The sequence below is a fragment of the Acinetobacter kookii genome (genome assembly GCF_900096895.1).
Classification (GTDB): domain Bacteria; phylum Pseudomonadota; class Gammaproteobacteria; order Pseudomonadales; family Moraxellaceae; genus Acinetobacter; species Acinetobacter kookii.
On sequence record NZ_FMYO01000006.1, the window covers coordinates 1 to 25,540 of the forward strand.

Here is a 25,540-nt window from a genome sequence, read left to right on the forward strand (position 1 = left end):
ATTCAACGATACGAGCATTACCAAAGGGTGAGTTGAAAAAAGACTTATTATCCTGTCTGCGTCATGAAAATAAAAAGCGAAAAGCTAACGGTGAACCTAAAAAAGATTCTATATTACAGGATATTAAAACTATTCATGAGCGCCCAGCCGAAGTTCAAGAAAGAAAAATACCGGGTCATTGGGAAGCTGATTTAATTAAAGGTAAAGACAATAAAAGTTCGATAGCAACACTTATTGAACGAAATACACGGCTCTGTATCTTGGCAACATTACCTGATGCAAAGGCAGAATCAGTGCGCAAGGCTTTAACTGAAGCTCTGAAATATTTACCTGCAGAACTGCGTAAAACGTTGACCTATGACCGTGGACGCGAGCTGGCAGAACATAAAATACTTGAAGAAGATTTAGGCATAGATGTATATTTCTGTGACCCACATTCACCCTGGCAAAAAGGCACATGCGAAAATATGAATGGTTTAATTAGGCAATATTTACCTAAAGGGATTGATTTAAATCAGGCAGATCAGCATTATTTAAATCAAGTTGCGATGTCACTGAATACTCGTCCTAGAAAAGCGTTAGATTGGCTTACACCATTAGAGAAATTTGCTCAGCTTGTTGATTATCATAAGACTTTTCAAACTGTCGCACCTCATGTTTGAATTCGCCTAGTTTATCTCTGCTATTTTTAACCCACCGACAGTAAATATTTTTTATAATTAAAATCAATAGCATAAAATTCTTTCTATTTTTTTACTCACACTTTCAACCTTATACTGTTCAGTTGAGAAAGCTTTTATTGCAGATCACATATGAGTCTTGTATCCATTTTAGTTTCTTATTTTAAAGAACAGGACGATAAACTATTTCCTATTCTCATCAACTTTTTAATTAAAAATACGGATCAATTGATCCGTATTTTTTTCATGGCTCAAGCTCAAATGCCCATACACATATATTTAATATCCAGATAGTCTTCAATACCGTATTTGGAACCTTCTCGTCCTGTACCCGATTCTTTAACGCCACCAAAAGGCGCAACTTCTGTAGAAATCAAGCCTTCGTTAATGCCCACCATCCCATATTCTAGCGCTTCACCGACTTTCCAGGCACGGCTTAAGCTTTCGGTATAAATATAGGATGCCAAACCAAACTCAGTGTCGTTGGCCATCTGGATGGCTTCTTCATCTGTACTGAATTGAAAAACCGGTGCAAGCGGTGCGAAAGTTTCATTCCTGGCTACAAGCATGTCTGGTGTGACATGTGACAATACAGTCGGTTCAAAGAAGGTTTGACCTAATTCATGACGTTTACCGCCCACCAGGACTTTCGCCCCTTTCCCGACAGCATCGGCAATGTGCTCTTCGATTTTCTCCACGGCTTTTTCATTAATCAACGGACCCTGTTCCGCGCCTTCTTCAAAGGCAGGTGCAACTTTTAATTCTCGTACGGCAGCCGTTAATTTTTCCAGGAACTGATCATAAATATTGGCGTGTACCAAAATACGGTTACTACATACGCAAGTCTGACCGCTGTTACGGAATTTCGATGCCATGGCCCCTTTCACCGCCCTGTCTAAATCGGCATCTTCAAACACGATAAAGGGTGCATTCCCCCCTAGTTCCATACTGATTTTTTTCATGGTAGACGAACACTGTTTCATCAACAGCTTGCCCACTTGAGTGGAACCGGTGAAGGATACTTTTTTCACGACTGGGTGCGTAGTAAGAACCTCACCAATTTCACGCGAACTGCCTGTCACCACATTCAGCACACCTTTAGGAATACCCGCCTGTTCGGCAAGTACCATCAAGGCAAGCGCAGATAAAGGCGTTTCTGAAGCTGGCTTGATCACCACCGTACAGCCTGCTGCAAGTGCTGGCCCCACTTTACGGGCAATCATGGCATTCGGGAAGTTCCATGGCGTAATTGCGGCAACAACACCCACCGGCTGTTTGATTACCACTAAACGGCGACCCTGTTTATCATGTGGAATGACATCACCATAAGTACGTTTTGCTTCTTCGGCAAACCATTCAATAAAACTGGCACCATACAGGATTTCACCACGACTTTCTGTTAAGGGTTTTCCCTGTTCAGTACTTAAAATCACTGCAAGATCTTCCTGATTGGCCACCATCAGATCAAACCATTTACGCAATAATACTGAACGCTCTTTGGCGGTCATATTTTTCCAGGCATTCAGTGCAGCCTCGGCAGCCTGTACAGCTTGCTCCACTTGTGCAGTGGAAACACTTGGCACCTGTGCAATGGTTTCGCCTGTTGCCGGATTGGTTACAGCAAAGCTTTTGCTATCTGCTGCATCCATCCAAAGCCCATCAATAAAAACTTGTTGTTTCAGCAAATCAGGATTTTTAAGTTGCATCTATATTCTCCTTCATAGACGCCTGGCACGGTACGTTGAGCAGGTGCTACGCCATCTTTAATTTAGCCAGCAATATGTCATCGATTTCATCAGCCGAGGGGATCTACCCTCCCGGAAACGAATTCTATGCCCAAAGCTCAATATTGCCTGGCAAGCTTTTCCAGCTGTTGAAAGAATGCTTGCTGTTTAATCTGCAATATGAATTTTTTAGGATAGCGATGACGTCTTGTCCTTCAGGATATCCCGAATGACCCGGATGTCCAAGCGCGACAGTAAAGTCTGTAGAATCAAACAATATAAAACCCATAATCTGCAACTTTTAAAATTTCGTCTAAATTTCTCCCATCTTTTTTTAGATTTGATTGGTCTGATGGCACAGATTTGCTTATCAGATTCATATAAAAATGGACTAAATTATTCTGCAATAAGGTACATACCAATACAGTCTGCTATTTTGTGAAATTATTTTTTGTTTACAGCCAGGTCTTTCTTAATTCAGCCCACAGAAGTTTCAGCATAGGTACCAATTAAGCCGCTATTCCATTGTTATTTATATGATGTACACAATCACAGCACCCAAAGGTGGATTTCTATCGATGCAAAAAATCTTCCTTGCTATCAGCTAATTTAATAAATAGTTTAATTTTTGATTTTTCTTGTTTATCAATATTAGGTTTGCTCTGCTGATCCCTTGGATTTATTACAGATTTTGACATTTTTTACAGTAACGTAGGATTCGTTAGTTGAATTTGATGGTGATTTTACCGTAAGCAAGTATTGGAATAATGAGAAACCGGCAGACAGAATATAGCCGTATAAAACTATTTCTTTATTATCAATATGTTTAGAGCAAATAAAAAGGCTTGAAGAAAGGAAAATGGTGCGCTCAGCGGGACTCGAACCCACGCCACAGGCTTCGGAGACCTGTACTCTATCCAGTTGAGCTATGAGCGCGCGATGCACATCATAACAAAAAAAACCGTAAGGTAAAGCAACTATCTATAAGTCATCAATTTTTGTGCTTATAGTTTAAGCAATGTTCCAAAATTGCAACGGACAATTCCTGCTTATTTACTTGGTTTATTTAGCAAGATCACTCACAATACTCCTATTATTCATCCGGTGAGAATTTCATGACTGATGCATTGACCTTGAGGGACGTATCCAAAACCTATCGTAACGGTTTTCAAGCACTAAAAGGAATCAACCTAACGGTACCTGAAGGTGAGTTTTATGCCCTCCTTGGTCCAAATGGTGCAGGTAAATCAACCACCATCAGCATCATTAGCTCACTGACAAAAAAAACCTCCGGTACGGTGGAGATTTTTGGCCATAACCTCGATACCCATCCTTCGGCAGCCAAACAATGCCTGGGGGTCGTGCCACAAGAATTTAACTTTGGTCAGTTTGAAAAAACCTTTGATATTTTGGTGACTCAAGCCGGATATTACGGTATTTCTAAAAAAATTGCAGAAAGCCGGGCTGAAGAATATCTAGAAAAATTAGGCTTATGGGAAAAGCGTGGCATACAGGCACGCATGCTTTCTGGCGGGATGAAACGCCGTTTGATGATTGCCCGTGCCATGATGCATCAACCCCGGCTGCTCATTTTAGATGAACCGACTGCCGGTGTGGATATTGAATTACGTCGTTCCATGTGGGACTTCCTCACTGAAATGAATGAAAAAGGCACATCTATCATTTTAACTACGCATTATTTGGAAGAAGCGGAAATGCTGTGTCGTCGCATCGCGATTATTGACCGCGGCGTGATTAAAGAAGATACCAGCATGAAATCTTTCTTGAATCAGCTGAGTGAAGAATCGTTTATCTTCGATTTGGTCGAACCGATTCAACCCATCCATCTGGATATTATTGGCGTGCGTTTTAATTTAATCGACCCCGTGACCTTAGAAGTCACCATGGACAAGGCACATACCTTAAATGAACTGTTCCAGCTTCTGGAAGCGCAAGGCATTCAGGTGCGTAGCATGCGTAACAAGTCGAACCGCCTGGAAGAAATCTTTGTGAAAATGGTGGAAAAAAACCTTGAAGGAGCTGCGCAATGAACTTTAATCAACTCAGTGTTGCGCTCTACACTCTGGTACATAAAGAAGTGCGTCGCTTCATGCGCATCTGGCCACAAACCTTATTACCACCAGCCATTACCATGAGTCTGTATTTCGTGATTTTTGGGAATCTGGTCGGTTCGCGGATTGGCACAATGGGCGGCTTTAGCTACATGCAGTTTATTGTGCCCGGCCTGATTATGATGGCAGTCATCACCAACAGTTATGCCAACGTCTCGTCCAGTTTCTTTAGTGCCAAATTTCAAAAAAGCATTGAAGAACTGATTATGAGTCCCGTTCCTTTACACATGATTCTTTGGGGCTATGTAATTGGTGGGGTCTGTCGCGGTGCTCTGGTCGGCATTATTGTGACTGCCATGAGCCTGTTCTTTACCGACTTATATATCACCAACTGGTTCGTAACTATATATACCGTACTGATTACTTCATTTTTATTTTCACTCGGCGGTTTTATCAATGCCGTGTATGCAAAATCATTTGACGATATTTCAATTATCCCGACTTTTGTACTGACTCCACTGACCTATTTAGGTGGTGTATTCTATGCCATTAGTGCTTTAAGTCCGTTTTGGCAAAATCTCTCTTTAATTAACCCGATCGTATATATGGTCAATGCCTTCCGTTTCGGCATTTTAGGTCATAGCGACGTCAATGTGTCCATTTCATTGACTGTTATTACCTTATGTTGTGCCGTACTATACGGTATAGCGTACTATTTACTTTCTCGTGGTTCAGGAATGCGTGAATAATGAGTGTAGAACATTCTCTATTAGGTAAAGACACCAATTATCCAACAGAATATCAACCCGATATTCTGTTTCCCATTTCACGTGCCACTGCACGCGAAAAATACGCCCATGTTGAGGGTATTCAGCAAGGCAAAGACTGGTGGCATGTTTTTGAAATTTCCTGGCTCAATGCCGCCGGTATTCCTCAAGTTGCGATTGGCCGTATGGCCTTGCCTGCATCTTCACCCAATCTGATCGAATCAAAGTCGCTCAAGCTCTACTTTAATAGTATGAACTTCACCCAATTTGATTCAAAAGAAGCGTTTATTGCCACCGCTGAAAAAGACTTGTCTGCAGCAGCAGGCGCACCGGTCACGCTAACTTTATTCCAGGCAGATGATCTGGACATTTCCAAGCCTGAAGGCATCTGTATTGATGATTTAAGCCCCGAACGCTTAGAGAACCATCCAGATGCAAGTTTATTAAAATTAGATGCAGAAAATAGTGAAGCCGTTGAAGTACAACTTTATTCACATTTATTACGCAGTAACTGTCCAGTCACCGGCCAACCGGACTGGGGCACAGTTTTTATCCGTTATCAGGGTAAAAAGCCTTGTTATCGCAGCATTTTAGCTTATATTATTTCTTACCGTCAGCATAATGGTTTCCACGAACAATGCGTGGAACAGATGTTTGCCGACATCTGGCAAAATCTTGAGCCTGAAAAACTGATGGTATATGCAACGTATACCCGTCGTGGTGGATTAGACATCAACCCTTGCCGTGTATCCGATGCGACATGGATGCCTCGCCCCATTCGTTTGGCGCGACAATAAAATGAAGAATATTGAGGTTTTTTGACATGCCATTTTTTGGTTTTATTCCTTCTGCAGAACTATTAACAAGTATTCAAACCGCTCAGGAAAAGAAAAATTCCAGCGAACCGCTTTACCCTTTACGCGACAAGACCGCATTGCTGATTAATGAAGAAATCATTGATGCCATTTTGACCGAGCTTGTGCGTCGCTTCCCAGCCAGCGATAAACGTGATACTGCTGAAAAACTGGCCGGCTATGTCAAATCAACCGTTGCTGTTTTATTGAAACAGTTACTAGGCAAGGCTTCAAATGATGTGGTCAAGCAATCCATTGAGTTTTCGCAAAAAAGCCTGTTTAAAGATGCAGCGGGTAACTTCCGTGTAGGTGAGCCATTAGATGCAAGCCTGGTCACCAACCTGAAGCATAGTTATGCAGAAATTAAGGCGGGAAATGAAGTCAATAAGGCGGCTTTAACCGAATCATATAAGCAATTTGCAGAAGCGACCGTGCGTCATTTCATGAATGACTTTAATAAGACCCTCGATTTGGGCATGATCAAGCGTAAAGCTGCGGATCTGGGTTCTGCTGCAGTGATTAAAGCCGTTCATATTGCTGTAGAGAAAATCATTCCACATCTCAATAAGGATGAGCTGTTGGTGCTGGCTGAATACCATGACACCCTATTTCATGCTTGAGCACGTTTAAAATGCTCTAAAACCTGGCAATAGCCAGGTTTTTTTATTGCAAAATTTTATTCTCAAATGATGAACAAGCATTACTGTCTTTATCATTATCTATCTGAATCAAATTTACAGATTTACTATGTATATCCGTCATTTCAGAAACAGGACATTCATTACTCTTTGCCCTTCCTCCATTTTTTGCGCATATTTTCTCTCTAAGGAATAACTTCTATATAAAGTGATGAAAAAAATTAAACCCTGCTGAATTGACTTTTTAGGCTATTTTTTACGGTTTAAATTTTGCTTTCTTTCATCTTTTTATCGTTTGCAGCGACAATCATCAAGAAAAAAGATTCAGTTGATGAACTTGCATAATGGTTATCGAGCAGGGAGAGTTTCGAATTTTTAAGGAATGAATAGAACATCGGATGCTCTTAGCAGGTTTTGCTTGCAATCTGGCTTTTTTTCTCGATATAACGCAAAACACGATTAGAAAACATTTTTAGCTCATGGGTAAATATTAGATGATTTATTTGCAATCCAGACTCCATTCAACCAGACAAAATGTTCCGACGGTTTTTTAGGCAAATACCCCCTGACAAAGCAAAATTGCTGCTAAATGTCATATTCTAAGCCTCGATAGAACGTATCATTGCAAACGAAGTAAAAAACTGCTTTGACTTAGCTAAAGCAGACTGATCTTGAATTTGCAGCCCTTCTGCCGAGAACGCAAAGTACAGCTCAGAGAACCGGCATCAAATACACGGATTTATGCAAAAAATCACGTTCTTTGTCTTTTTTTGTATATGGAGTTGTGGATACAGCCTTAGTCAATGCTATCTTAACCGCTTGAAAAATTCCGTTATCTTTCATGAGATGGATTTTCGGTCACTCTATTTGCAATGCCGTCTTTTAACATCGTGATGTTAATTTGCACACACTGATTATGTTTTTGGAACTTTGAGTAATATGTTAAGTATCAACTTTTATAACAGAATTAAACGTCTTCCTTTACTTCTCGGTGCACTTTCCATCACCAGTTTCTGTCAAGCCAACGATTTTTATAGTCACCCAAGCTATAACAGCTTTAAGCAAAAAACCATGCAAACTTATGGCTTGAGTGCAGAACAGGTCGATTGGGCCATGAATGGCTCGAAAAACCTGCCTAATATTATCAATATCATGAACCGCCCTGGCGAAAGTAAGCCCTGGTACGAATATAAAACCAATTTTATGGCGGAAAGCACCATTCAGCGTGGCGTACGCTTCAAAACCCAATATGCCGACACCTTAAACCGTGCTGAACAACAGTTTGGGGTACCGCAATCGATCATTTTAGGGATTTTAGGGGTAGAAACCGGTTTTGGTGCCAACAAAGGAAATTTCATCACCCGTGATGCCTTGGCAACCTTAGGCTTCGGCTATGAGCGACGTGCCCAGTATTTCCAGGATGAACTCGCTGCACTGATTGCATGGACTTACAAAGATGGAGTGCCTGCCAGCTCGGTAGTAGGCTCCTATGCTGGAGCGATTGGTTATCCTCAATTCATGCCAAGCAACATTAGCAAATTGGGTGTGGACTATGATAGCAATGGACACATTGACTTAAGAAATTCTGCCGTAGATGCCATTGGCTCTATTGCCAACTATTTAGCCCAACACGGATGGCAACGCAATCAGCCTGTCGGCTTTGCTGCCCGCTATACCGGTAACACTCCCGCCTCTATTATTGCCAAAGATCTGGAACAGCCGACTCCCTATGGCGCGTTAAAAAATCAAGGCATCACACCAATCAATCCGATTGTGCAAATTGATGACCTGGATATGGTAAATATTATTCAACTTCAAGATAGTTATGGGCCTATTTACTATATTACCTATCCCAATTTTCAGGTCATTACAACCTATAACAAGAGTCGTATGTATGCCACCGCGGTATGGCAATTAGGGATTGAAATCGCCAGCCGTTAAGGCTGGTTTTTTACCAAAAAACAATAAAGTCAAGATTTTTTTTTACAAAATTGTTCATCAAATGGACCTTTTTAATATATTGTTACAATATTGGTTATATTTTGATCGAAAAACGATGTATTTCTGTTCTTTTTGTAATTATTTTAATTAAAAAGTAGACAGCTTTAGCTTGGCATGAATATTATCCATCTCGTCAAATGTAGTTGCAAAAGAGAATTAACAGACTTGATAGCTTGCATTTCAATGACTTAATTGAAATAAAAGCAGCGGTCTTTAGGAGTTTAATAATGCATTCATCGATAAAGTATATTTTAGCCTTAACCACCACCTTTGCCCTGAGCCAGTCTCAAGCAGAGCTGGTACAGTCATCCTTCAATACAGACAGTGACAACTCTCGCTTGGCCACGCGTGTATTAAACAAAGATGCTCAAAATTTTAATTCCCACTTTTCAAATTTAAATAGTCTTTCAATCACTGAACGTTCTGGTGATAAAATTCGTCGTCAAACCATTGCCGCCAAAATTGAAATCCCTGCAGATGAGCCTTCAGTGATTGAAAAGCTAAATACTGTTGCATCGAATACAGTACGTAAATTCAGCCAAACTGGCGCAGCTTCTTGGTATGGTCGTCAATTCCATGGCCGTAAAACTGCAAGTGGTGAAACATTCGATATGAATGGCTTGACTGCCGCTCACCGTAGCCTGCCATTGAACTGCTATATTCGTGTAACCAATAAAAACAATGGCAAGAGTGTAGTCGTAAAAGTAAACGACCGCGGTCCTTTCCATGGTAACCGTGTCCTAGACTTATCTTATGGCGCTGCAAAACAACTCGGTATTACTCATGCAGGCACTGCAAAAGTAAACATCGAACGTGTCGATGGTCCAAATTCATAAGACTTTTCCCGACTCCTGATACATTTGACTTAAAAGCCACTTCTTGTGGCTTTTTTAATGTTTGGACAGAAATACCTTCCCTGCCTTCCCACTAGGCTTCAACATCAGCTTTACTTTGTGAACAAGCATTAAGCTATCCCGCTCATATGAGTGAGGAATTGCTGGTGCTGAATTTTGACCCGTACTGTTTTCTGGTTTATATTTTATCTCTAGAAGAATAAAACATAGGTTGATGGATGCTCATCCATAAAAGCCGGAGTGAAAAATGAAAACAATGACAGAATGGCTGGATGAATATAGCGAGAGCCATCAGAACCCGACCAACAAAATCATTCATTGGGTCTGTGTACCGACTATCCTGTTTTCCATTATTGGCATTTTGGCCCATTTCAGTGCGTTATTGACCGCTTTCGTTTTAGTTTGTACCCTGGTCTTTTATGCACGCCTAGACGTAGTCCTTGCTGTCGCCATGGCTGCCCTTATTGTCGTGATGGCATGGCTCATTTTTATTTTACCTGCAGGAACAGGATTTTATATCGCGCTTTTTGTATTGGCCTGGATTGGACAATTTTATGGCCACAAAGTTGAAGAAAAAAAGCCTTCCTTCTTCAAAGACCTCCAATTCCTCCTCATTGGCCCGGCATGGTGTATGAATGCTTATCTAAGCAAACTACTGCCAAAATATAAAAACCGTCTTAAATCGCAAATCAACGCAATTTAAGCCCTATTATCGTTTTAGCCTTCCGAAGCTCTTTTATTGATAGGTTCTTCCTTTATATTTCAACCAGCCATCCACATGTTTTTGTTGCGGATCATGATGAGTCCAGTGAATTACTCCGCCTTTTTCGCTATATTCATATTCGCCATTAAAATGAATGATGTCTCCTTTTTGCAAGTTTTCAATTCTTGGTGCCAAATCAATATTATGAGCCACCAACACAGTTAAGCCATTCTGCAGTTGCAAAATAAACTTTTGATGGCGTGAGCCGTTGTTATCATCCGCTAGAACTGCTTTGACTGTTCCGCTGGACTGAACCTGCATATTGCTTTTTTGTGTTTGAAAGGCCTGCTGAATTTTTACATCATCATTTTGAATTTGAAAATTTGCTGCCTTCGAATCTACAGATACTTGCTGAGATTCTGATTTCGATAAAATTTCAGTGTGTGCTTTTGAATTGCTGAGCGCTTGATTTGAAGGATTTTGCTGTTCTTGTAAATCAATACCGAAATAGGCAGCAATTAAAATAACAATAACTGCACCAATCCCCTTCTGAGCTTTACTCGCCATCTTTATTGTTCTCTCAAAATTTTAAACTCTTCATAAAAAAAGCCCCAAACGGGGCTTTTTTTGCAAATAATCAGAGATTATTTTGCAGCAGCTTGAGCAGCAGCAACTTCTTCAGCGAAAGAAAGTTCAGCTTTTTTCTCAATACCTTCACCCACTTCGAAGCGAACGAATTGAGCAACTGTAGTACCAGTTGATTTAAGAACGTCAGCAACTTTCTTGTCGTTGTCGATTACGTACATTTGACGCTCAAGAACAACTTCGTTCAAGTATTTTTCAACTGAACCAGTAACCATTTTTTCAACGATGTTTGCTGGTTTACCAGATTCCAATGCTTTCGCTTCAGCAATTTCTTTTTCTTTAGCGATAAGATCAGCAGATACGCCTTCAGCAGTTACAGCAACCGGGTTGAACGCAGCAACGTGCATTGCAATACCTTTACCAGTTTCAGCAGAACCTGTGTAAGCCACTACAACACCAATTTTTAAACCGTGTTTGTAAACTGCAAGGTTTTCACCTTCAACAATTTTCGCACGACGAACCTGGATGTTTTCACCGATTTTTTGAACAAGAGCAATACGCGCTTCTTCAACAGTTGCACCATCTTCAAGTTTAAGTTCAGCAATTTTAGCAGCATCAGTTTCGTTTGCAGCAAGCGCAGCAGCAGCAACTTTAGCAGAGAAACCAGCAAAGTTTTCGTCTTTAGCAACGAAGTCAGTTTGGCAGTTTACTTCTAAAAGAATAGCTTTGTTGCCTTCTTGAACGATAGTGATTGCACCGTCAGCAGCAATGTTACCAGCTTTTTTAGCTGCTTTTGCTTGACCAGATTTACGAAGGTTATCAATCGCTAATTCGATGTCACCGTTCGCTTCTGTTAATGCTTTTTTACATTCCATCATTGCTAAACCAGTACGGTCACGCAATTCTTTTACCATGCTCGCAGTAACTGCAGTCATGTTATTCTCCTAAATACGGTAGAAAATGAATCTGTTCAACAAAAACGGCCCAAAGTGTTCTCTGGGCCGTTTTGCTTTCTCGACGCTTAATTTGCCACGACTAGATGTCGCAAAAATGACAATTCTGCGTCAAAACGCATTAAGCCTCTGGAGCTTCTTTAGCAGCTTCTTCGCCTTTAGCTTGAGCATTTGCTTGTGATTGAGCGTACTCTTTACCAGCAATGATAGCATCAGCCATAGCAGAAGCGTAAAGTGTAACCGCACGGATCGCATCGTCGTTACCAGGAATAACGTAGTCTACGTTGTCTGGGTTAGAGTTTGTATCAACGATACCGATTACAGGAATACCAAGGTTCTTAGCTTCTTTAATCGCGATTGATTCATGGTCAACGTCAATTACGAATAATGCGTCAGGTAAACCACCCATGTTTTTAACGCCGCCTAAAGCACGTTCAAGTTTTTCCATTTCACGAGTACGTTCTAAAGCTTCACGTTTAGTCAGCTTAGCGAAAGTACCGTCAGTAGATTGAGTTTGAAGATCTTTTAAACGGTTGATAGATTGGCGAAGTGTTTTCCAGTTCGTCAACATACCACCTAACCAGCGGTGGTCTACATATGGTTGACCAGCGCGTTGAGCTTGTTCACGAATGATGTTAGAAGCAGCACGTTTAGTACCAACAAACAATACTTTGTTCTTTTTGCTTGCAAGATTGTTAACAAAGTTCAAAGCATCATTTAACGCAGGAACAGTGTGCTCAAGGTTGATGATGTGAATTTTGTTACGCGCACCAAAGATGTATTCGCGCATCTTTGGGTTCCAGAAACGAGTTTGGTGACCGAAGTGAGCGCCTGCTTGAAGAAGGTCGCGCATGCTTACGTTGTAATCTGCCATTTTCTTTACCTTAAAGTTTGGGTTAGGCCTCCATATATCCGCATTCTCCACCCCAAAGGGCACCCAGAGAAATGTGTCGATATATGTGCGGATTTTATTGCCCCATCGCACAAAGCCCGTGAAATTTATTCACGAAAAAGCATTTGATAAAATGGGCGGCTATTTATACCATAGTCACACACAAATTTCCAAAAGTTTTTAAAGATCATGAACAGTACTTACGAAGCTCCCCGTCGTTTAATCAAAACACCTGAAGAAATTGAAAAAATGCGTGTGGCGGGTCGACTGGCAGCAGAAGTTTTGGATATGATCAAACCGCATATCAAACCGGGTGTATCTACACTCGAACTGGACACCATCTGTCACGATTATATTGTCAATAAACAAGAGGCGATTCCTGCCTGTCTTGGTTATGGCGCAGCACCTGGCCGTCCAGCTTTCCAGCATACCATTTGTACCTCTGTGAACCACGTGGTGTGTCACGGCATTCCGTCTGCCAGCAAAATCCTGAAAAAAGGCGACATCCTTAATATTGACGTGACTGTGATTAAAGATGGCTATCATGGCGATACCAACATGATGTATATCGTTGGTGGTGAAACTTCAATTCTTGCAGAACGTTTATGCAAAGTGGCGCAAGAAGCCATGTACCGCGGTATTGCGACGGTAAAACCAGGTTCTACCATTGGTGATATTGGCAATGCCATCCAGAAATATGTTGAATCAGAACGCTTTGGCGTCGTACGTGAATATTGCGGCCATGGTATTGGCACCGTGTTCCACGACGAACCCCAAGTTCTGCATTATGGTCAACCGAATACCGGCATGGTGCTTGAAGAAGGCATGACCTTTACCATTGAACCGATGGTGAACGGCGGCGACTGGAAAACCAAAATTTTAGGTGACAAATGGACGGTAGTAACCAAAGACCATAGTTTGTCCGCACAATATGAACACACCCTTTTAGTGACTAAAACCGGTGTTGAAGTGCTGACTGCACGTCCTGAAGAAGACCTGTCCCGCTTTAATCAATAAGTTCATTCCAAATTGACTTAAATGGCTGCATCTGTTGTAGCCATTTTTATTTACAGTGTTCTTTATTTAAACGTTTTGCTGAAAATCTGTCCCCAAGTTCAATTGATTTTCGCTTTATTTCCCACATACTAAAGCCCCATCCAATGTACCGCAGAGATTTTTATGTCCGATTTTAGCAATGTTACTGTTAGCCAAAATGATGATGATACCGTTTCCTTACTGATTGACCATAAACCTATTTCTGAACGTTACGGCATGAAATTTAGTGCCAGCATTGTGGATGAACTCAAAGCTTTAGCTGACGGTCAAAATATGAAACTGTTTGATCAGTTTGTATTTTCACATACCGATTTAAACTTTGAGCATAGCTATCGTTATGTGACTTGCATTCTTAAAGAAGAAGCGGGTTATAAAGTGACGCGTAATTTTGTCTATACCATTACTGCGCAAGGTCAGCAGCCGATTGAACATGTCATTACCAAACAGGGGCAACCGATGACCACTGCTGATGTACATGAGTTCATTAATACCCATTTGCAAAAATCCTTAAATGACTATACCGACCTGAATTATGCATATTGATGTTTTGTTTTGATGATCACCTGATCACGCCAGGCACTACAATTAAATCGAAGCTCATCTAATTGTAGTGTTCTTTTTCACTTCCTCATTCACATTAAACCCACCCTTTTTAATCTTATTTTTTTAATTATTTTCATCTCTATTCTTCAAACCAAACCATTTAATTATTTGTTCTTATTGCTCAGCTGATTTAACCGGGTTAAATACTTTTTTCCAATATTGGCACATTCAAGCTCCCCTTTTTAGCGCAATTTAAGATAAGATAGTGTGCTTTTTATTTTTTAATCCCTATAAGAAGGAATACTGCCGTGGACGTACGTCTCTCTGATCGTGTAAATGCCATCAAACCGTCCCCTACACTTGCTGTTACCAACAAGGCTGCTGAACTTAAAGCCGCTGGTAAAAACGTAATTGGCTTGGGTGCAGGTGAACCAGATTTTGACACCCCACAACACATCAAAGATGCAGCAATTGCCGCTATTAACAACGGTTTCACTAAATACACCGCTGTTGACGGTACTCCAGGTCTTAAAAAAGCAATTATTGCGAAATTAAAACGCGATAATAATCTTGATTACGCTGCAAACCAGATTCTGGTTTCTTGCGGTGGTAAACAGTCATTCTTTAACTTGGCGCTTGCTTTGTTAAACAAAGGTGATGAAGTGATCATCCCTGCACCATACTGGGTAAGCTATCCAGATATGGTGATCATCGCTGAAGGCGTGCCTGTAATCGTGAAATGTGGTGAAGAACAACGTTTCAAAATTACACCTGAACAGTTAGAAGCTGCGATCACTGACAAAACCCGTTTAGTGGTACTGAACAGCCCATCTAACCCGACTGGCATGATCTACACTAAAGAAGAATTACTTGCTTTAGCTGAAGTTCTGCGTAAATACCCAGAAGTTCTTGTTGCGTCTGATGACATGTACGAACCAATCCGTTGGGATGATGAATTCTACAACATCGCAACTGTTGCTCCAGACCTTTACGACCGCGTAATCGTATTGAACGGCGTGTCTAAAGCCTATGCAATGACTGGCTGGCGTATCGGCTATGCAGCGGGTCCTGCTAAACTGATTGGCGCGATGAAAAAAATCCAGTCTCAATCGACTTCTAACCCGACTTCTATTTCACAAGTTGCTGCTGAAGCTGCATTGAACGGTCCTCAAGACGTTCTTGAACCAATGATTGAAGCATTCAAACGTCGTCATGACCTGGTTGTAAAAGGCTTAAATGACATCAACGGTATTACTTGCTTACCTGCTGACGGTGCATTCTATGCCTATGCCAATATCAAGCCGTTAATTCGTGCCAAAGGTTTAAAATCTTGCACAGAATTCTCTGCATGGTTACTAGAAGAAACTGGTGTTGCGGTTGTTCCTGGTGATGCATTCGGCCTAGGCGGTTACATGCGTATTTCTTATGCAACTGCTGACGAAGTACTGGTAGATGCGCTTGCTCGTATCAAGAAAGCGGCTGATTCAATCGAAGGCGTTGACGCTGCGATTGCTTCAATTGCTGCTGAAAAATAATCTGCTTTTTCTAAAGTAAGATTTAAAAAACCCGCGAATTTCGCGGGTTTTTTCTGTTTCAGGATTTATCTTTTTAGCTGTAATATCCCGATAATTTTTCTTTTTTAAACACACTTTGATTATTTCAACGCACTTTCGGCATGCTTCTGATCAGGAGCAGCCCAAATCACCAAGGCAATTCCCGTTAAAACAATGACAGCAGAAATAATCATCCGCCAGCTTAAAGTCTCACCAATAAATAATGCACCACCTATAATCGCTAAACATGGCACGGATAGCTGTACACTGCTGGCTGTCAAGCGGTCAATCTGTTTCACGATGGCATACCAAAGCACGTATGCTCCGCTTGAGGCTAAACCGCCTGAAAGCACAGCTAAAAGTATCCCTTGAGGCAATGCAAAACTTTTCGTGTAAAACACAACATACGCCAGCAAAACAAAAGGAATAGTCATCACAAAATTGGCCAATGTACTGGCCAAGGGGTTTTGCATATTTTTGCCCGCGATGCTGTACATCGCCCAACCTATTCCCGAAAGCACCATTATCGCGGCATACCCCAAATGTGGAGCAGCAGCCCCCGGGAGCAAAAGAATAAAAATCCCGATAATTGCCATACACAATCCGGCACCACGGCGCAGATTGATTTTTTCACCATGACATAAACCATAGCCGACCATGCTGAGCTGGACTGTGCCAAATAACAGCAATGCCCCGACTCCCGCATCTATATGCAAATAAGCCAGTGAAAATGCCACAATATATAAGGCAAGAAAAAAACCGTTTTGAAGACTCCATTCTATTTTGGCTTTTTGTGCAGAAAATAGGTAAAGCATCCATAAAACGACAGCGCCACTCGCAACCCGAATCATGCTAAAACTCATGGGGTCAATTTGCTGTTCGGCCAATGCCAAACGGCATAAAACCGAATTGGCAGCAAAGGCCAGCATGGCAATCGAGATTTTGAGCAGCATGGTTGAGCTTCCTTATTCAACAGCCTGCATTAGGTATATCGGAACTATTTCATTAAATCTACATCGTTTTTCTGATGCAATGTATCAAAAATACCAATGTGTAAATTCTGCACATAAAACTGTGGGGATTATTTTTCCTTCATTTTTAGCAAAGAGGGTTCCATCGTCCGCTTCAACTAGCCTTTGGATATCATTGGCAAACCGATAACCCTCAGGTGGATGATCACTGTAAATCCCCCTCCAGCTTTAAATCTTCCAGCTGTTGACTTAAGGCAAACACAAGAAGGTCGCAATAGGGTTAATCCCGACGGCACCAAAACAAAAAGGGGTTGAACGACACAAGCATTGACCTTGCATTTTTTTGATCCATTTTTTGTTTTTCTAAAAAACAGCACGCTTATACTGGGACGTACTATCACCACGCATTTTCTTATCATTTCAACTACTGTCGCCGAACTAAATACTCTCGAATATTTCTTGACGATTTTTATGTACATCGTTAATTTAAACAACAAGTTCCTTTTTAGAACTTATCAATAAGGAAATAAATAGAATGAATCCCAAAGAAATGACTGGACTGCAACTTTTACAAGCCATGTGTGATGGCAGAATTCCAGCACCATCAATGAGTGAAACCATCCCCATGCAGCCTTATGAGGTTTCAGAAGGCACGATCTGTTTTAAAGTGAAAGCCAATAACCACCATTTAAATCCCTTGGGTGGCGTGCATGGCGGTTTTGCAGCAACTGTACTGGATTCCGTCACGGGCTGTGCTGTCCACAGTATGCTGGAAGCAGGTGCAGGCTATGGCACCATCGATTTAAATATAAAAATGTGCCGTCCCATTCCTCAAGATCAACAACTGCTGGCTATAGGCAAAGTGATTAATATCAGCAAGAATCTGGGTATTTCAGAAGGCCGGATTGTGGATGAAAATGGCAAACTTTATGCCCATGCCACTGCGACGTGTATGATTATCCGTTAATACCTAATATGTGCTTCATTCAGAGCTTAGACCATTTCCTAAGCTCTTGGAGCTAGCACTGATTAAACAGCTGATTTAAACGATTTTGTAAGTGCTGATAAAGACACATCCGGACGCGAAGTTCCCTTATAGATACATAAATACTTAAATACGCTATCAAGCGAGATAGAGAGTTTCTTCTGTTCCGACACCGACCACACTTTAGAATTGTTGCGTCCAGATAAAGCGCTGCCATTCAGCTGATACAAATACAGGTCATGAGCACGCTGCAACGGTTGCTTGCGGCCATTGGAATAACTATCCAGAAGCAATTGACAGGGTGAGTTAATCAACCATTTATTGCTAAACCAAAGCTGCAACAAGTCACCCAGATATAAGACTTCCGTACCGACTGGCCAGACCTGAATATAGGCATCCTCAACAGCGGTCTGATAGCGCTGCGGGTCTTGAATAATAGAAAGGTAATTGTCTTGATAAAAAGATAAATTTGAAAAAATTTCGGCAATCGTCAGCGTATGCATTCGCTTTCTCCTGTTTAGCCATTTTAGTGCTGGCAAGTTGGTTTAAATCCACACTGTTTGAACTTGCATTCAAACGCTCTGTTATGAATTTAATCTAACAAGCCAGTTTTGGCTGTGCAAGTTTTTTTAGGATTTTTGATTTAGTTGTTTAAATAAAAAGCATACGGCATAAAAATTAAGGCATCATGACACTTTTAGCTTGACCCCCTGCAAAATCTGCTTATAATCGCATGCAGATTCTCCAATAGCTCAGTCGGTAGAGCGACGGACTGTTAATCCGCAGGTCCCTGGTTCGAGCCCAGGTTGGAGAGCCAGATTCTAAAAACCCACTCAACAGAGTGGGTTTTTTTTATGGCCTAAATAATCTATAGCTGTTTAAATCACTCAATACACGATACTGCTCTTTTTTAGATTCAATCTGCCCATCCCTCTTTTATATCAAGTTAATAGCAAAATCAGCATAAGCCCTAAAAGCAAAAAGCGCATCGAAATGCGCTTTCTACTCATCAATCCAGCTCAACATGCATCAATATCACAATTGTTTTATTGCTGAGGTAAAGGAATATACTGTGAATTATTATTCTGTGCTTTACGTTCAGTCACCACCACATTCAGGGTTAATGGTTGCTCATCTCGAACCACTTCAACTTTAATGGTGCTATTCGGCGCTTGTAAAGCCACATAATTAATCAAGTGGGAAGCTGAAGTAATCTGCTCTCCATTGACCTGGATAATTTTATCACCCTTTTTAATTCCCGCTTTAGCTGCTGGACCGTGAGGAAGCACATCTGCTACAACAACACCAGTCTGCTTAGGTTCAAGAATATTGTCCTGTTGCACTGGCATGAGGCTAATCCCCAACCAGCCACGAACCACGCGACCATCTTTCAGAATTGAATTGAGAATTTGCTGACATACTTTCGCAGGAATAGCAAAGCCAATTCCCAATGAACCACCCGATTGAGAGAAAATAGCCGTATTCACGCCAATCAGATTACCCGCCACGTCAATCAGTGCCCCACCCGAGTTTCCGGGATTAATCGCGGCATCTGTTTGAATGAAATCTTCATAAGTATTAATGCCCAAATCTGAACGGTTGGTGGCAGAAATAATCCCTTGGGTAACCGTTTGCCCTACACCGAACGGGTTACCAATGGCAAGCACGACATCGCCGACTTCATTGCCGCTGAGTTTAAAAGGCAAAACCGGAAGCTTGTCGAGTTCAATCTTAATCACCGCCAGATCGGAATCCGGGTCTGTGCCAATCACTTTAGCGACTGCACGGCGTCCATCATTCAAGCCCACCACAATCTGTTCAGCCTGAGCAATGACATGGTTGTTCGTCAAGATATAGCCATCTGAACGCACAATCACCCCTGAGCCCAGACTGTTTTCATTTTGCTCCTGATCGAACTGTTCAGGAACCTGATCACCAAAAAACTCGCGAAAAGCCGGATCATTTAACAAAGGATGCTCTGCTTTATTCACCTTCTGGGTAGTGAAAATATTCACCACCGCAGGAGCCGCCACCTTCACGGCATTACTGTAAGATTCGACTGCACCCGCCCTGTTGGTATTGACTAAAGGCTCGACTTTTTCTCTGGGCATTTTTATACCGTCAGAGGCAACAGGGGCTTGCGGCTTCTGAGAATGTTGCCAGACAAGAAAACCGAGAGTGACTAAAACAAGTAAAACCCAGGGTAACCATGAAAAGGTGCGACGCACGGTAATTTCCTCTAACAATATTTTAATTCGTTGATGACTAAGTAATTTATCTGCCATTGTAAAATGAAATACAGCAGGAAACTTAAAAATAATTCAGAGTTTTGTGCTGCTTTAGTTACAATTCAAAATATGTTTTGATGATATTCAATATTAAGGCTTTTGAGAAATTTATGGCAAAGCTCCATGAGATTATTCAGTGGTGTGATCAAACCCTGAAATCACACGAATTTAAAGACTATGCACCAAATGGCTTGCAAATAGAAGGCAAACCGGAGATTGGCAGAATTTTGTGCGCTGTTACGGCATCTCAGGATGCAATTGAGGCTGCCATTGCACAAGGTGCCGATTTACTGCTGGTTCATCATGGCTATTTCTGGAAAGGTGAACCCTACCCGATTACCGGCATGCGCGGTAAACGTATTAAAAGCCTGATTCAGCATGATATCTCACTGGTCGGCTATCATTTGCCTTTAGATAGCCACCCGACTTTAGGCAATAATGCCGCCATTGCCGACATTTTAGCTTTAGAAAATATTGAGGCTTTAGATCCGGCTGAACGCAACCCGATTGGCAATATCGGTTATTTAAAAACCGCCATGTCTGCTGAAGACTTTAAACAGTATGTCTCTGAACGTTTAAATTTTAGCGCCATTCATCTTCCTGCCGAAAAAACCAGCATTCAGAAAGTGGCTTATTGTACCGGCGGCGCTCAGGATTTTATTGGCAAGGCTGCCGCTCAAAATTGCGATGCCTACATTTCCGGCGAGGTCAGTGAACGTACTTTTTATGAGGCCAAAGAACTGAATGTACACTACTATGCCTGCGGACATCATGCCACCGAACGATATGGGATACAACGTCTGGCAAAAGCTATTTCAGAACAGTTCGATATTGAGTATAGTTACTTCGAATTAAACAATCCGATTTAATTCAACATGAGCGGTTTAACATTTTCTTTATACGTATAAATTGAGGCTTTATTCTGTATTGTTATTTATAAGCAATGCGCAATTTTCCTCAAGAATCTATTACAATAAAGCCACTTAATGTTAAAACCCAGCAAAACGCAAGGAATTGAAGACATGACAACGATTACTTTACCGGCACTTCCATACGGTTATGAAGATCTTGCTCCGCACATCAGCAAAGAAACTTTAGAATACCATCACGACAAACACCACAACACTTACGTTGTGAACTTGAATAACCTGATCAAAGGCACAGACCTTGAAGGTAAAACTTTAGAAGAAATCATTAAAGCATCTGCTGGTGATGCTGCTAAAGTTGGCGTATTCAACAACGCGGCTCAAGTTTGGAACCATACATTCTACTGGAACTGTATGGCTAAAAACGGTGGTGGTAAAGCGACTGGTGCTTTAGCGGCTAAAATTGATGAAGCTTTCGGTTCTTATGAAAAATTTGCTGAAGAATTTGCTGCTGCTGCAACCACTCAATTCGGTTCAGGCTGGGCTTGGCTGGTTGCTGATGAAGTAAATGGCAGCCTTTCTATTCTTAAAACTTCAAATGCTGACACTCCACTTGCGCACGGTAAAGTTGCAGTGTTGACGATTGACGTTTGGGAACACGCTTACTACATCGACTACCGCAATGCACGTCCTGCTTATATCAAGACTTTCCTGGAAAGCCTGGTAAACTGGGATTATGCAAATGCTAAATATGCTGGCCAAGAAGCTGGCGTTGAAAAATAAGATTTGAAATAAATTTTATTTTTTGCATAAAAAACCATCCTTTAAGGGTGGTTTTTTTATTTTCAGAAGCCAAATGCATATTAATAAAGCAAATGATTCATTTCTTTACATTATCTTGTTGACGACCAGAGTTTTCATCCCTAAAATGCGCTTCAGATTCTCCAATAGCTCAGTCGGTAGAGCGACGGACTGTTAATCCGCAGGTCCCTGGTTCGAGCCCAGGTTGGAGAGCCATCTATTCTTCCATAGCTCAGTCGGTAGAGCGACGGACTGTTAATCCGCAGGTCCCTGGTTCGAGCCCAGGTGGAAGAGCCAAGATTCTAAAAAGCCCACTCATCATGCAGTGGGCTTTTTTTATATCCTGCATTTCCATTCACTGCTTATCTCAACCCTATTTTTTAAATACCTGCCTTAAACAGCCCGCTTGTAAATTGTAGACCATTCACCTATCTATTGTTCGCCGGTTAAAATTTCGTTATGTTAATCTGAATAAAAATATTCTAATAAACTGCCATGAATGCAACCTGGTTAAAATCTCTCATTTTCTGGATTATTTTGATTGTTGTCATGTTCGCGGTGTTTCAATGCAGTCAAAATTCTGAAAATAAAAAGCAGGCTTCCGCGCTCATGTATGAACGCCTGTTTCATTGCACCCGTAATTTATCGCAAAAGAACCCGGAGGTTTTAAAACATATTCAGCAACAGCTTAAGCCCGAGCTCACCCAAGCCGAGCTGATGGAATTGATCAATGAATGCCGTAAAGCACACCCTTTACAAAGTAAAGAAAATTATATAGACCAGATAAAAGCACTTAAATAATCGGTAAAAAGCTTATTTTTAAGACATTCAATTCATTTTCATGGCTTTTTTAACCCTCAGCACTTGACCCTTTAAGCTGAGATACATAGAATGCGTACCAGATTCTCCAATAGCTCAGTCGGTAGAGCGACGGACTGTTAATCCGCAGGTCCCTGGTTCGAGCCCAGGTTGGAGAGCCAAATTCTAAAAACCCACTCAACAGAGTGGGTTTTTTCTTATATCAAGATTTTATTGTGTTCAATTCAAACCAAGCCACTTTTTTCCTTATTGGTTGCATTGCCACGCTCGCCTTGCTGACCATTATTTTTCAGCAACTGTTCAAACCACGGCAGAAGTTTTTTCCTAAACGCGTGATCACGCCTTTTGAAAGCAAGATGTTTATCCGGCTGAAAGAAGCTTTTCCGCAGCATCATATTTTGGCTCAGGTTGCTTTTAGCGCATTAATCACCAATGACAACTTTAAGATACGCAACAAGTTCAACCGTAAAGTCACCGACTTCGTTTTACTCAATCAAAAGCTCGAAGTGGTCGCGATTATTGAACTGGACGATCCCAGCCATCTAGGCAAGGAACAGGAAGATGCCGAGCGTGATGCCATGCTGAACGAAGCAGGCTATCAGGTCTATCGCTATATCGATATTCCAAGTGTCCATAACTTAAAAAAAGACATTTTAAATTAATTCCATTTCGGCATAAAAAAGCCACCGCATGCTACGGTGGCCTGATTCAATATAAATCGTTCAATTATTTGCTAGCTTGCTGTTCAGACGGCTCTACGGTAGCGCTAGAAGCAGCCTGCTCAGCTGCTTCACGAGCTTTGATCCGCTCCAGCATTTCAGCCTGCTGCTGCTTGTATTTTTGCTGGTTTTTCTCGTCGCTACTGACTGCCAGATAAGCCATAGAGACCAGAAAAATCGGGATAAGCAAACCCAGGCTCATCAGAATAATCATCTTCTTGGGATTTGGTTTCGCGCCTGACTGCGACATAATCAATACCTGTCAATCTATATACACTAAATTTTCCTGCCCACTATAACAAAACCCTGTGCTGTCTCAACAGATCATTCGCCTACTTTGTAAACTCACCTCAAAAAGCCGGTCGAAACCGGCTTTTTTTCGTCAAAACCCATCAAAGTCAGACAGCAAGCTGAATGTTCTCTAATACTTCTCGCAAGGTTTTTAGATAATCAAAGCCTGATTCAGGCTTGTCCTGCATCCGCCAAGCCACATAACCATCCGGACGTACCAGTACAGCACCCGCTTCATGGATTTCAGATTTCTGGTTCCAGGTTCCGTAAACATCGCGGTATTCTCGGGAACCAATCTGAATTATGTCTAGATAAGGCAGATCCAGGGCATGTACCGCGTTTTTCCAGCCTGTACCGGACAGTCCGGTCAATAAGGTAAAACGGCCATGTCCTACGATATCCAGCGTTGATTGCTTCTGTCCTTTGGCATCAATCAGCCAGGTATGCGGCACTTTTGCTCCCGGACGTGTCGTTGCCTGCAAATAAAGCTGCGGATCCTGCATAAAGGTTTCCGCTGTCGCCTCGGCAATCACAGCATTTGAATCATAACGCTGATTCAGCTCCACCCCTTGGGCATTAAATTCGAAATGCTTGATCTCGAGCGCCTGGAATAGTTTTTGACGAATCTCGGCACCCGCATCATCTTCAGCGAAAATTCGCTGCAACATCGCCGCCTGTGTCGTGACCCCCTCATCAAAACCAAAGACGCCTTTCAGATGCTTATAGTCAAAACGGGACTGATTGGCACGGGCAACTATCTGTTTGCCCACAGGTGCACGCTCACGCGTATAAGAATCCAGCAAGCTTTCTTTGCTCCAGCCTTTCACCGCATAGGCCAGTTTCCAGCCGAGGTTAAAGGCATCCTGCATGCAGGTATTCGAGCCTAAACCGCTGAATGGTGGATGACGGTGTACGGCATCGCCGCCGCAGAACACATGACCTTTGGAATACTCTGTCGCCCAGGTCTGATTCACATACCAATACGACAGTTTTTGGATGTCTACTTCTGCAACTTCAGCTCCGACAAAAGCATTCAGGCGGGCACGAACCTGTTCCTCGGTCACTTGTGGCTCACCTTTGGAAATGTCAAATCCCCAGCCCATGATCCACTCATTCCATGGGGTAATGGCGCGCAACAGACCCATGCCCAGGTCACCAAAACTGGCTTCGGGATTAACAATCCATTGCAGGATGGCCGGGCGATGCTGCACGTATTGGCTTAAATCTGCCTTGAAGGTCACATACACGGTACCGGCACGTGCCATGACACCTTCCAGCGGCAGATTTAACTGCTCGACAATTTTAGAACGTGCGCCATCCATACCCACCAGATATTTGGCACGCAAGCTAAACTCGCTATTGGTAATCCGGTTTAAAAAAGTTGCCGTCACACCGTGTTCATCCTGCGTATGAGATAGATATTCGGTATTAAAGTTATAAATCGCACCGCGTTCAGCAGCATTTTTTGCTAACAATGCTTCCATTTTCGGCTGGATCAGATCTACCAATGGGCAGGGACTACCCTTGATATAATCGCCATGCCGTTCATCACCGGTACCCCAGGCGCTCAGACGGGCAATTTCTTCCCCAACCAGGCTGGTGGTAATCAGGCTTTCCCCCATCTGCTCCCAAGGCGTGGCAATCTGCTTGACCTGTTCTTCTACGCCCAGATCGCGCAACACTTCCATGGCCCGCTGATTGGTAATATGTGCACGTGGACTGTTGGCTAGCCAGCTAAACTGGGTAAAAAGCTGGACTTTAATACCATAATTGGCCAGTGCCAGTCCCAAGGTTGATCCCGCAGGACCTGTTCCCACCACCAGCACATCCGTATCAAATTGCTCAGACATCACCTGCTCCTTTCCAATGCCACCCTTCAGCTGTCTGACCTCAGTGTATGCAACATCCTGATTTGACAGAACACC

General features: G+C 42.1%; 25 protein-coding genes and 5 tRNA genes. 20 read left to right on the forward strand and 10 right to left on the reverse strand.

The features are described 5' to 3' along the window. Positions 1–662: IS30 family transposase (locus tag BLP85_RS09495; RefSeq protein WP_143002187.1), on the forward strand; the 662-nt coding region annotated here is incomplete at its 5' end. A gap of 275 nt (positions 663–937) precedes the next feature. Here BLP85_RS09495 and BLP85_RS09500 read toward each other — a convergent pair. Further along, entirely contained in the window at positions 938–2,386 is a 1,449-nt protein-coding gene (locus tag BLP85_RS09500) for an NAD-dependent succinate-semialdehyde dehydrogenase (RefSeq protein WP_092819865.1), read from the reverse strand. Positions 2,387–3,264: 878 nt separating this feature from the next. Next, positions 3,265–3,340, reverse strand: a tRNA-Arg gene (locus BLP85_RS09505). Between the two features lie 179 nt (positions 3,341–3,519). Here BLP85_RS09505 and BLP85_RS09510 point away from each other — a divergent pair. The 7 genes from BLP85_RS09510 to BLP85_RS09540 all read left to right on the forward strand — a co-directional run bounded on the left by BLP85_RS09510 (position 3,520) and on the right by BLP85_RS09540 (position 10,293). Then, positions 3,520–4,455, forward strand: coding sequence for an ABC transporter ATP-binding protein (locus BLP85_RS09510; RefSeq protein WP_092819866.1), 936 nt, complete (start codon positions 3,520–3,522; stop codon positions 4,453–4,455). After that, positions 4,452–5,225 (forward strand): ABC transporter permease, encoded by a 774-nt coding sequence (locus tag BLP85_RS09515; protein WP_086195004.1) that lies wholly within the window; start codon positions 4,452–4,454, stop codon positions 5,223–5,225. The genes BLP85_RS09510 and BLP85_RS09515 overlap by 4 nt, the downstream gene beginning before the upstream one ends. After that, entirely contained in the window at positions 5,225–6,040 is an 816-nt protein-coding gene (gene queF, locus BLP85_RS09520; protein ID WP_092819867.1) for an NADPH-dependent 7-cyano-7-deazaguanine reductase QueF, read from the forward strand. Before BLP85_RS09515 ends, queF begins: the two co-directional genes overlap by 1 nt. Positions 6,041–6,066: 26 nt before the next feature. After that, complete coding sequence (locus tag BLP85_RS09525; RefSeq protein WP_092819868.1) at positions 6,067–6,717, forward strand: hypothetical protein; 651 nt, start codon at positions 6,067–6,069, stop codon at positions 6,715–6,717. Positions 6,718–7,674: 957 nt separating this feature from the next. After that, complete coding sequence (gene mltB / locus BLP85_RS09530) at positions 7,675–8,676, forward strand: lytic murein transglycosylase B (protein WP_092819869.1); 1,002 nt, start codon at positions 7,675–7,677, stop codon at positions 8,674–8,676. 287 nt (positions 8,677–8,963) lie between these two features. Then, positions 8,964–9,572 (forward strand): septal ring lytic transglycosylase RlpA family protein, encoded by a 609-nt coding sequence (locus tag BLP85_RS09535; RefSeq protein WP_092819870.1) that lies wholly within the window; start codon positions 8,964–8,966, stop codon positions 9,570–9,572. 265 nt (positions 9,573–9,837) lie between these two features. Continuing rightward, a complete protein-coding gene (locus tag BLP85_RS09540; protein WP_092819871.1) occupies positions 9,838–10,293 on the forward strand; it encodes an Mpo1 family 2-hydroxy fatty acid dioxygenase in 456 nt (151 codons plus the stop codon). Positions 10,294–10,326: 33 nt separating this feature from the next. Here BLP85_RS09540 and BLP85_RS09545 read toward each other — a convergent pair whose 3' ends face one another. The 3 genes from BLP85_RS09545 to rpsB all read right to left on the reverse strand — a co-directional run bounded on the left by BLP85_RS09545 (position 10,327) and on the right by rpsB (position 12,705). Next, positions 10,327–10,860, reverse strand: coding sequence for a DUF3465 domain-containing protein (locus tag BLP85_RS09545; RefSeq protein ID WP_092819872.1), 534 nt, complete (start codon positions 10,858–10,860; stop codon positions 10,327–10,329). A gap of 77 nt (positions 10,861–10,937) precedes the next feature. Further along, complete coding sequence (gene tsf, locus BLP85_RS09550; protein ID WP_092819873.1) at positions 10,938–11,813, reverse strand: translation elongation factor Ts; 876 nt, start codon at positions 11,811–11,813, stop codon at positions 10,938–10,940. Between the two features lie 139 nt (positions 11,814–11,952). Next, positions 11,953–12,705 carry a 30S ribosomal protein S2 gene (gene rpsB, locus BLP85_RS09555; RefSeq protein WP_092819874.1) on the reverse strand — a complete coding sequence of 251 codons (753 nt, stop codon included), beginning with the start codon at positions 12,703–12,705 and terminating at the stop codon, positions 11,953–11,955. 207 nt (positions 12,706–12,912) lie between these two features. Here rpsB and map point away from each other — a divergent pair, with 207 nt between their 5' ends. From map to BLP85_RS09570, 3 genes are all read left to right on the forward strand, one after another. After that, entirely contained in the window at positions 12,913–13,740 is an 828-nt protein-coding gene (gene map, locus BLP85_RS09560) for a type I methionyl aminopeptidase (protein ID WP_092819875.1), read from the forward strand. 162 nt (positions 13,741–13,902) lie between these two features. Further along, entirely contained in the window at positions 13,903–14,322 is a 420-nt protein-coding gene (locus BLP85_RS09565) for a hypothetical protein (protein WP_092819876.1), read from the forward strand. Positions 14,323–14,630: 308 nt separating this feature from the next. Next, a complete protein-coding gene (locus BLP85_RS09570; protein ID WP_092819877.1) occupies positions 14,631–15,857 on the forward strand; it encodes a pyridoxal phosphate-dependent aminotransferase in 1,227 nt (408 codons plus the stop codon). Between the two features lie 119 nt (positions 15,858–15,976). On the opposite strand, the gene BLP85_RS09575 is transcribed toward BLP85_RS09570, so the two are convergent. Beyond that, complete coding sequence (locus BLP85_RS09575) at positions 15,977–16,828, reverse strand: DMT family transporter (protein WP_092819878.1); 852 nt, start codon at positions 16,826–16,828, stop codon at positions 15,977–15,979. Between the two features lie 553 nt (positions 16,829–17,381). Between BLP85_RS09575 and BLP85_RS09580 the strand changes: the two genes are divergently transcribed. Next, positions 17,382–17,813, forward strand: coding sequence for a PaaI family thioesterase (locus BLP85_RS09580; protein ID WP_092819879.1), 432 nt, complete (start codon positions 17,382–17,384; stop codon positions 17,811–17,813). A gap of 62 nt (positions 17,814–17,875) precedes the next feature. On the opposite strand, the gene BLP85_RS09585 is transcribed toward BLP85_RS09580, so the two are convergent. After that, on the reverse strand, positions 17,876–18,334 hold the full coding sequence (locus tag BLP85_RS09585; RefSeq protein WP_092819880.1) for a hypothetical protein: 459 nt from the start codon (positions 18,332–18,334) through the stop codon (positions 17,876–17,878). A gap of 238 nt (positions 18,335–18,572) precedes the next feature. Between BLP85_RS09585 and BLP85_RS09590 the strand changes: the two genes are divergently transcribed. After that, positions 18,573–18,648: transfer RNA gene (locus BLP85_RS09590), tRNA-Asn, on the forward strand. A 229-nt stretch (positions 18,649–18,877) separates the two neighbouring features. Here BLP85_RS09590 and BLP85_RS09595 read toward each other — a convergent pair. Beyond that, positions 18,878–20,059, reverse strand: coding sequence for a S1C family serine protease (locus tag BLP85_RS09595; protein WP_092819881.1), 1,182 nt, complete (start codon positions 20,057–20,059; stop codon positions 18,878–18,880). A 170-nt stretch (positions 20,060–20,229) separates the two neighbouring features. Here BLP85_RS09595 and BLP85_RS09600 point away from each other — a divergent pair, with 170 nt between their 5' ends. The 7 genes from BLP85_RS09600 to BLP85_RS09630 all read left to right on the forward strand — a co-directional run bounded on the left by BLP85_RS09600 (position 20,230) and on the right by BLP85_RS09630 (position 23,267). After that, positions 20,230–20,988, forward strand: a complete 759-nt coding sequence (locus tag BLP85_RS09600) for a Nif3-like dinuclear metal center hexameric protein (RefSeq protein ID WP_092819882.1) — start codon at positions 20,230–20,232, stop codon at positions 20,986–20,988. A 153-nt stretch (positions 20,989–21,141) separates the two neighbouring features. Further along, positions 21,142–21,768 carry a superoxide dismutase gene (locus BLP85_RS09605; protein ID WP_092819991.1) on the forward strand — a complete coding sequence of 209 codons (627 nt, stop codon included), beginning with the start codon at positions 21,142–21,144 and terminating at the stop codon, positions 21,766–21,768. A 158-nt stretch (positions 21,769–21,926) separates the two neighbouring features. After that, positions 21,927–22,002 (forward strand) — tRNA-Asn (locus tag BLP85_RS09610). Positions 22,003–22,007: 5 nt separating this feature from the next. Then, positions 22,008–22,083, forward strand: a tRNA-Asn gene (locus BLP85_RS09615). A gap of 252 nt (positions 22,084–22,335) precedes the next feature. Then, positions 22,336–22,587, forward strand: coding sequence for a hypothetical protein (locus BLP85_RS09620; RefSeq protein ID WP_228143284.1), 252 nt, complete (start codon positions 22,336–22,338; stop codon positions 22,585–22,587). A gap of 103 nt (positions 22,588–22,690) precedes the next feature. After that, a tRNA-Asn gene (locus BLP85_RS09625) sits at positions 22,691–22,766 on the forward strand. Between the two features lie 54 nt (positions 22,767–22,820). Next, positions 22,821–23,267: a DUF2726 domain-containing protein gene (locus BLP85_RS09630; protein ID WP_092819992.1), complete on the forward strand. Its 447-nt coding sequence runs from the start codon at positions 22,821–22,823 to the stop codon at positions 23,265–23,267. 64 nt (positions 23,268–23,331) lie between these two features. Here BLP85_RS09630 and BLP85_RS09635 read toward each other — a convergent pair whose 3' ends face one another. Continuing rightward, positions 23,332–23,574 carry a hypothetical protein gene (locus BLP85_RS09635; protein WP_092819884.1) on the reverse strand — a complete coding sequence of 81 codons (243 nt, stop codon included), beginning with the start codon at positions 23,572–23,574 and terminating at the stop codon, positions 23,332–23,334. A gap of 148 nt (positions 23,575–23,722) precedes the next feature. Then, positions 23,723–25,465, reverse strand: a complete 1,743-nt coding sequence (locus tag BLP85_RS09640; RefSeq protein ID WP_092819993.1) for an FAD-dependent monooxygenase — start codon at positions 25,463–25,465, stop codon at positions 23,723–23,725. Positions 25,466–25,540 lie beyond the last annotated feature (75 nt).

Excerpts from the sequence above, each read along its gene's own strand:
- BLP85_RS09535 (WP_092819870.1), top strand. The coding sequence starts at position 8,964 with ATGCATTCATCGATAAAGTATATTTTAGCCTTAACCACCACCTTTGCC.
- BLP85_RS09600 (WP_092819882.1), top strand. The coding sequence starts at position 20,230 with ATGGCAAAGCTCCATGAGATTATTCAGTGGTGTGATCAAACCCTGAAA.
- BLP85_RS09640 (WP_092819993.1), bottom strand. The coding sequence starts at position 25,465 with ATGTCTGAGCAATTTGATACGGATGTGCTGGTGGTGGGAACAGGTCCT.
- BLP85_RS09580 (WP_092819879.1), top strand. The coding sequence starts at position 17,382 with ATGAATCCCAAAGAAATGACTGGACTGCAACTTTTACAAGCCATGTGT.
- BLP85_RS09525 (WP_092819868.1), top strand. The coding sequence starts at position 6,067 with ATGCCATTTTTTGGTTTTATTCCTTCTGCAGAACTATTAACAAGTATT.
- BLP85_RS09605 (WP_092819991.1), top strand. The coding sequence starts at position 21,142 with ATGACAACGATTACTTTACCGGCACTTCCATACGGTTATGAAGATCTT.
- map (WP_092819875.1), top strand. The coding sequence starts at position 12,913 with ATGAACAGTACTTACGAAGCTCCCCGTCGTTTAATCAAAACACCTGAA.
- BLP85_RS09540 (WP_092819871.1), top strand. The coding sequence starts at position 9,838 with ATGAAAACAATGACAGAATGGCTGGATGAATATAGCGAGAGCCATCAG.
- mltB (WP_092819869.1), top strand. The coding sequence starts at position 7,675 with ATGTTAAGTATCAACTTTTATAACAGAATTAAACGTCTTCCTTTACTT.
- tsf (WP_092819873.1), bottom strand. The coding sequence starts at position 11,813 with ATGACTGCAGTTACTGCGAGCATGGTAAAAGAATTGCGTGACCGTACT.
- BLP85_RS09510 (WP_092819866.1), top strand. The coding sequence starts at position 3,520 with ATGACTGATGCATTGACCTTGAGGGACGTATCCAAAACCTATCGTAAC.
- BLP85_RS09500 (WP_092819865.1), bottom strand. The coding sequence starts at position 2,386 with ATGCAACTTAAAAATCCTGATTTGCTGAAACAACAAGTTTTTATTGAT.
- BLP85_RS09515 (WP_086195004.1), top strand. The coding sequence starts at position 4,452 with ATGAACTTTAATCAACTCAGTGTTGCGCTCTACACTCTGGTACATAAA.
- BLP85_RS09565 (WP_092819876.1), top strand. The coding sequence starts at position 13,903 with ATGTCCGATTTTAGCAATGTTACTGTTAGCCAAAATGATGATGATACC.
- BLP85_RS09635 (WP_092819884.1), bottom strand. The coding sequence starts at position 23,574 with ATGTCGCAGTCAGGCGCGAAACCAAATCCCAAGAAGATGATTATTCTG.
- BLP85_RS09575 (WP_092819878.1), bottom strand. The coding sequence starts at position 16,828 with ATGCTGCTCAAAATCTCGATTGCCATGCTGGCCTTTGCTGCCAATTCG.
- rpsB (WP_092819874.1), bottom strand. The coding sequence starts at position 12,705 with ATGGCAGATTACAACGTAAGCATGCGCGACCTTCTTCAAGCAGGCGCT.
- BLP85_RS09545 (WP_092819872.1), bottom strand. The coding sequence starts at position 10,860 with ATGGCGAGTAAAGCTCAGAAGGGGATTGGTGCAGTTATTGTTATTTTA.
- queF (WP_092819867.1), top strand. The coding sequence starts at position 5,225 with ATGAGTGTAGAACATTCTCTATTAGGTAAAGACACCAATTATCCAACA.
- BLP85_RS09620 (WP_228143284.1), top strand. The coding sequence starts at position 22,336 with ATGTTCGCGGTGTTTCAATGCAGTCAAAATTCTGAAAATAAAAAGCAG.
- BLP85_RS09585 (WP_092819880.1), bottom strand. The coding sequence starts at position 18,334 with ATGCATACGCTGACGATTGCCGAAATTTTTTCAAATTTATCTTTTTAT.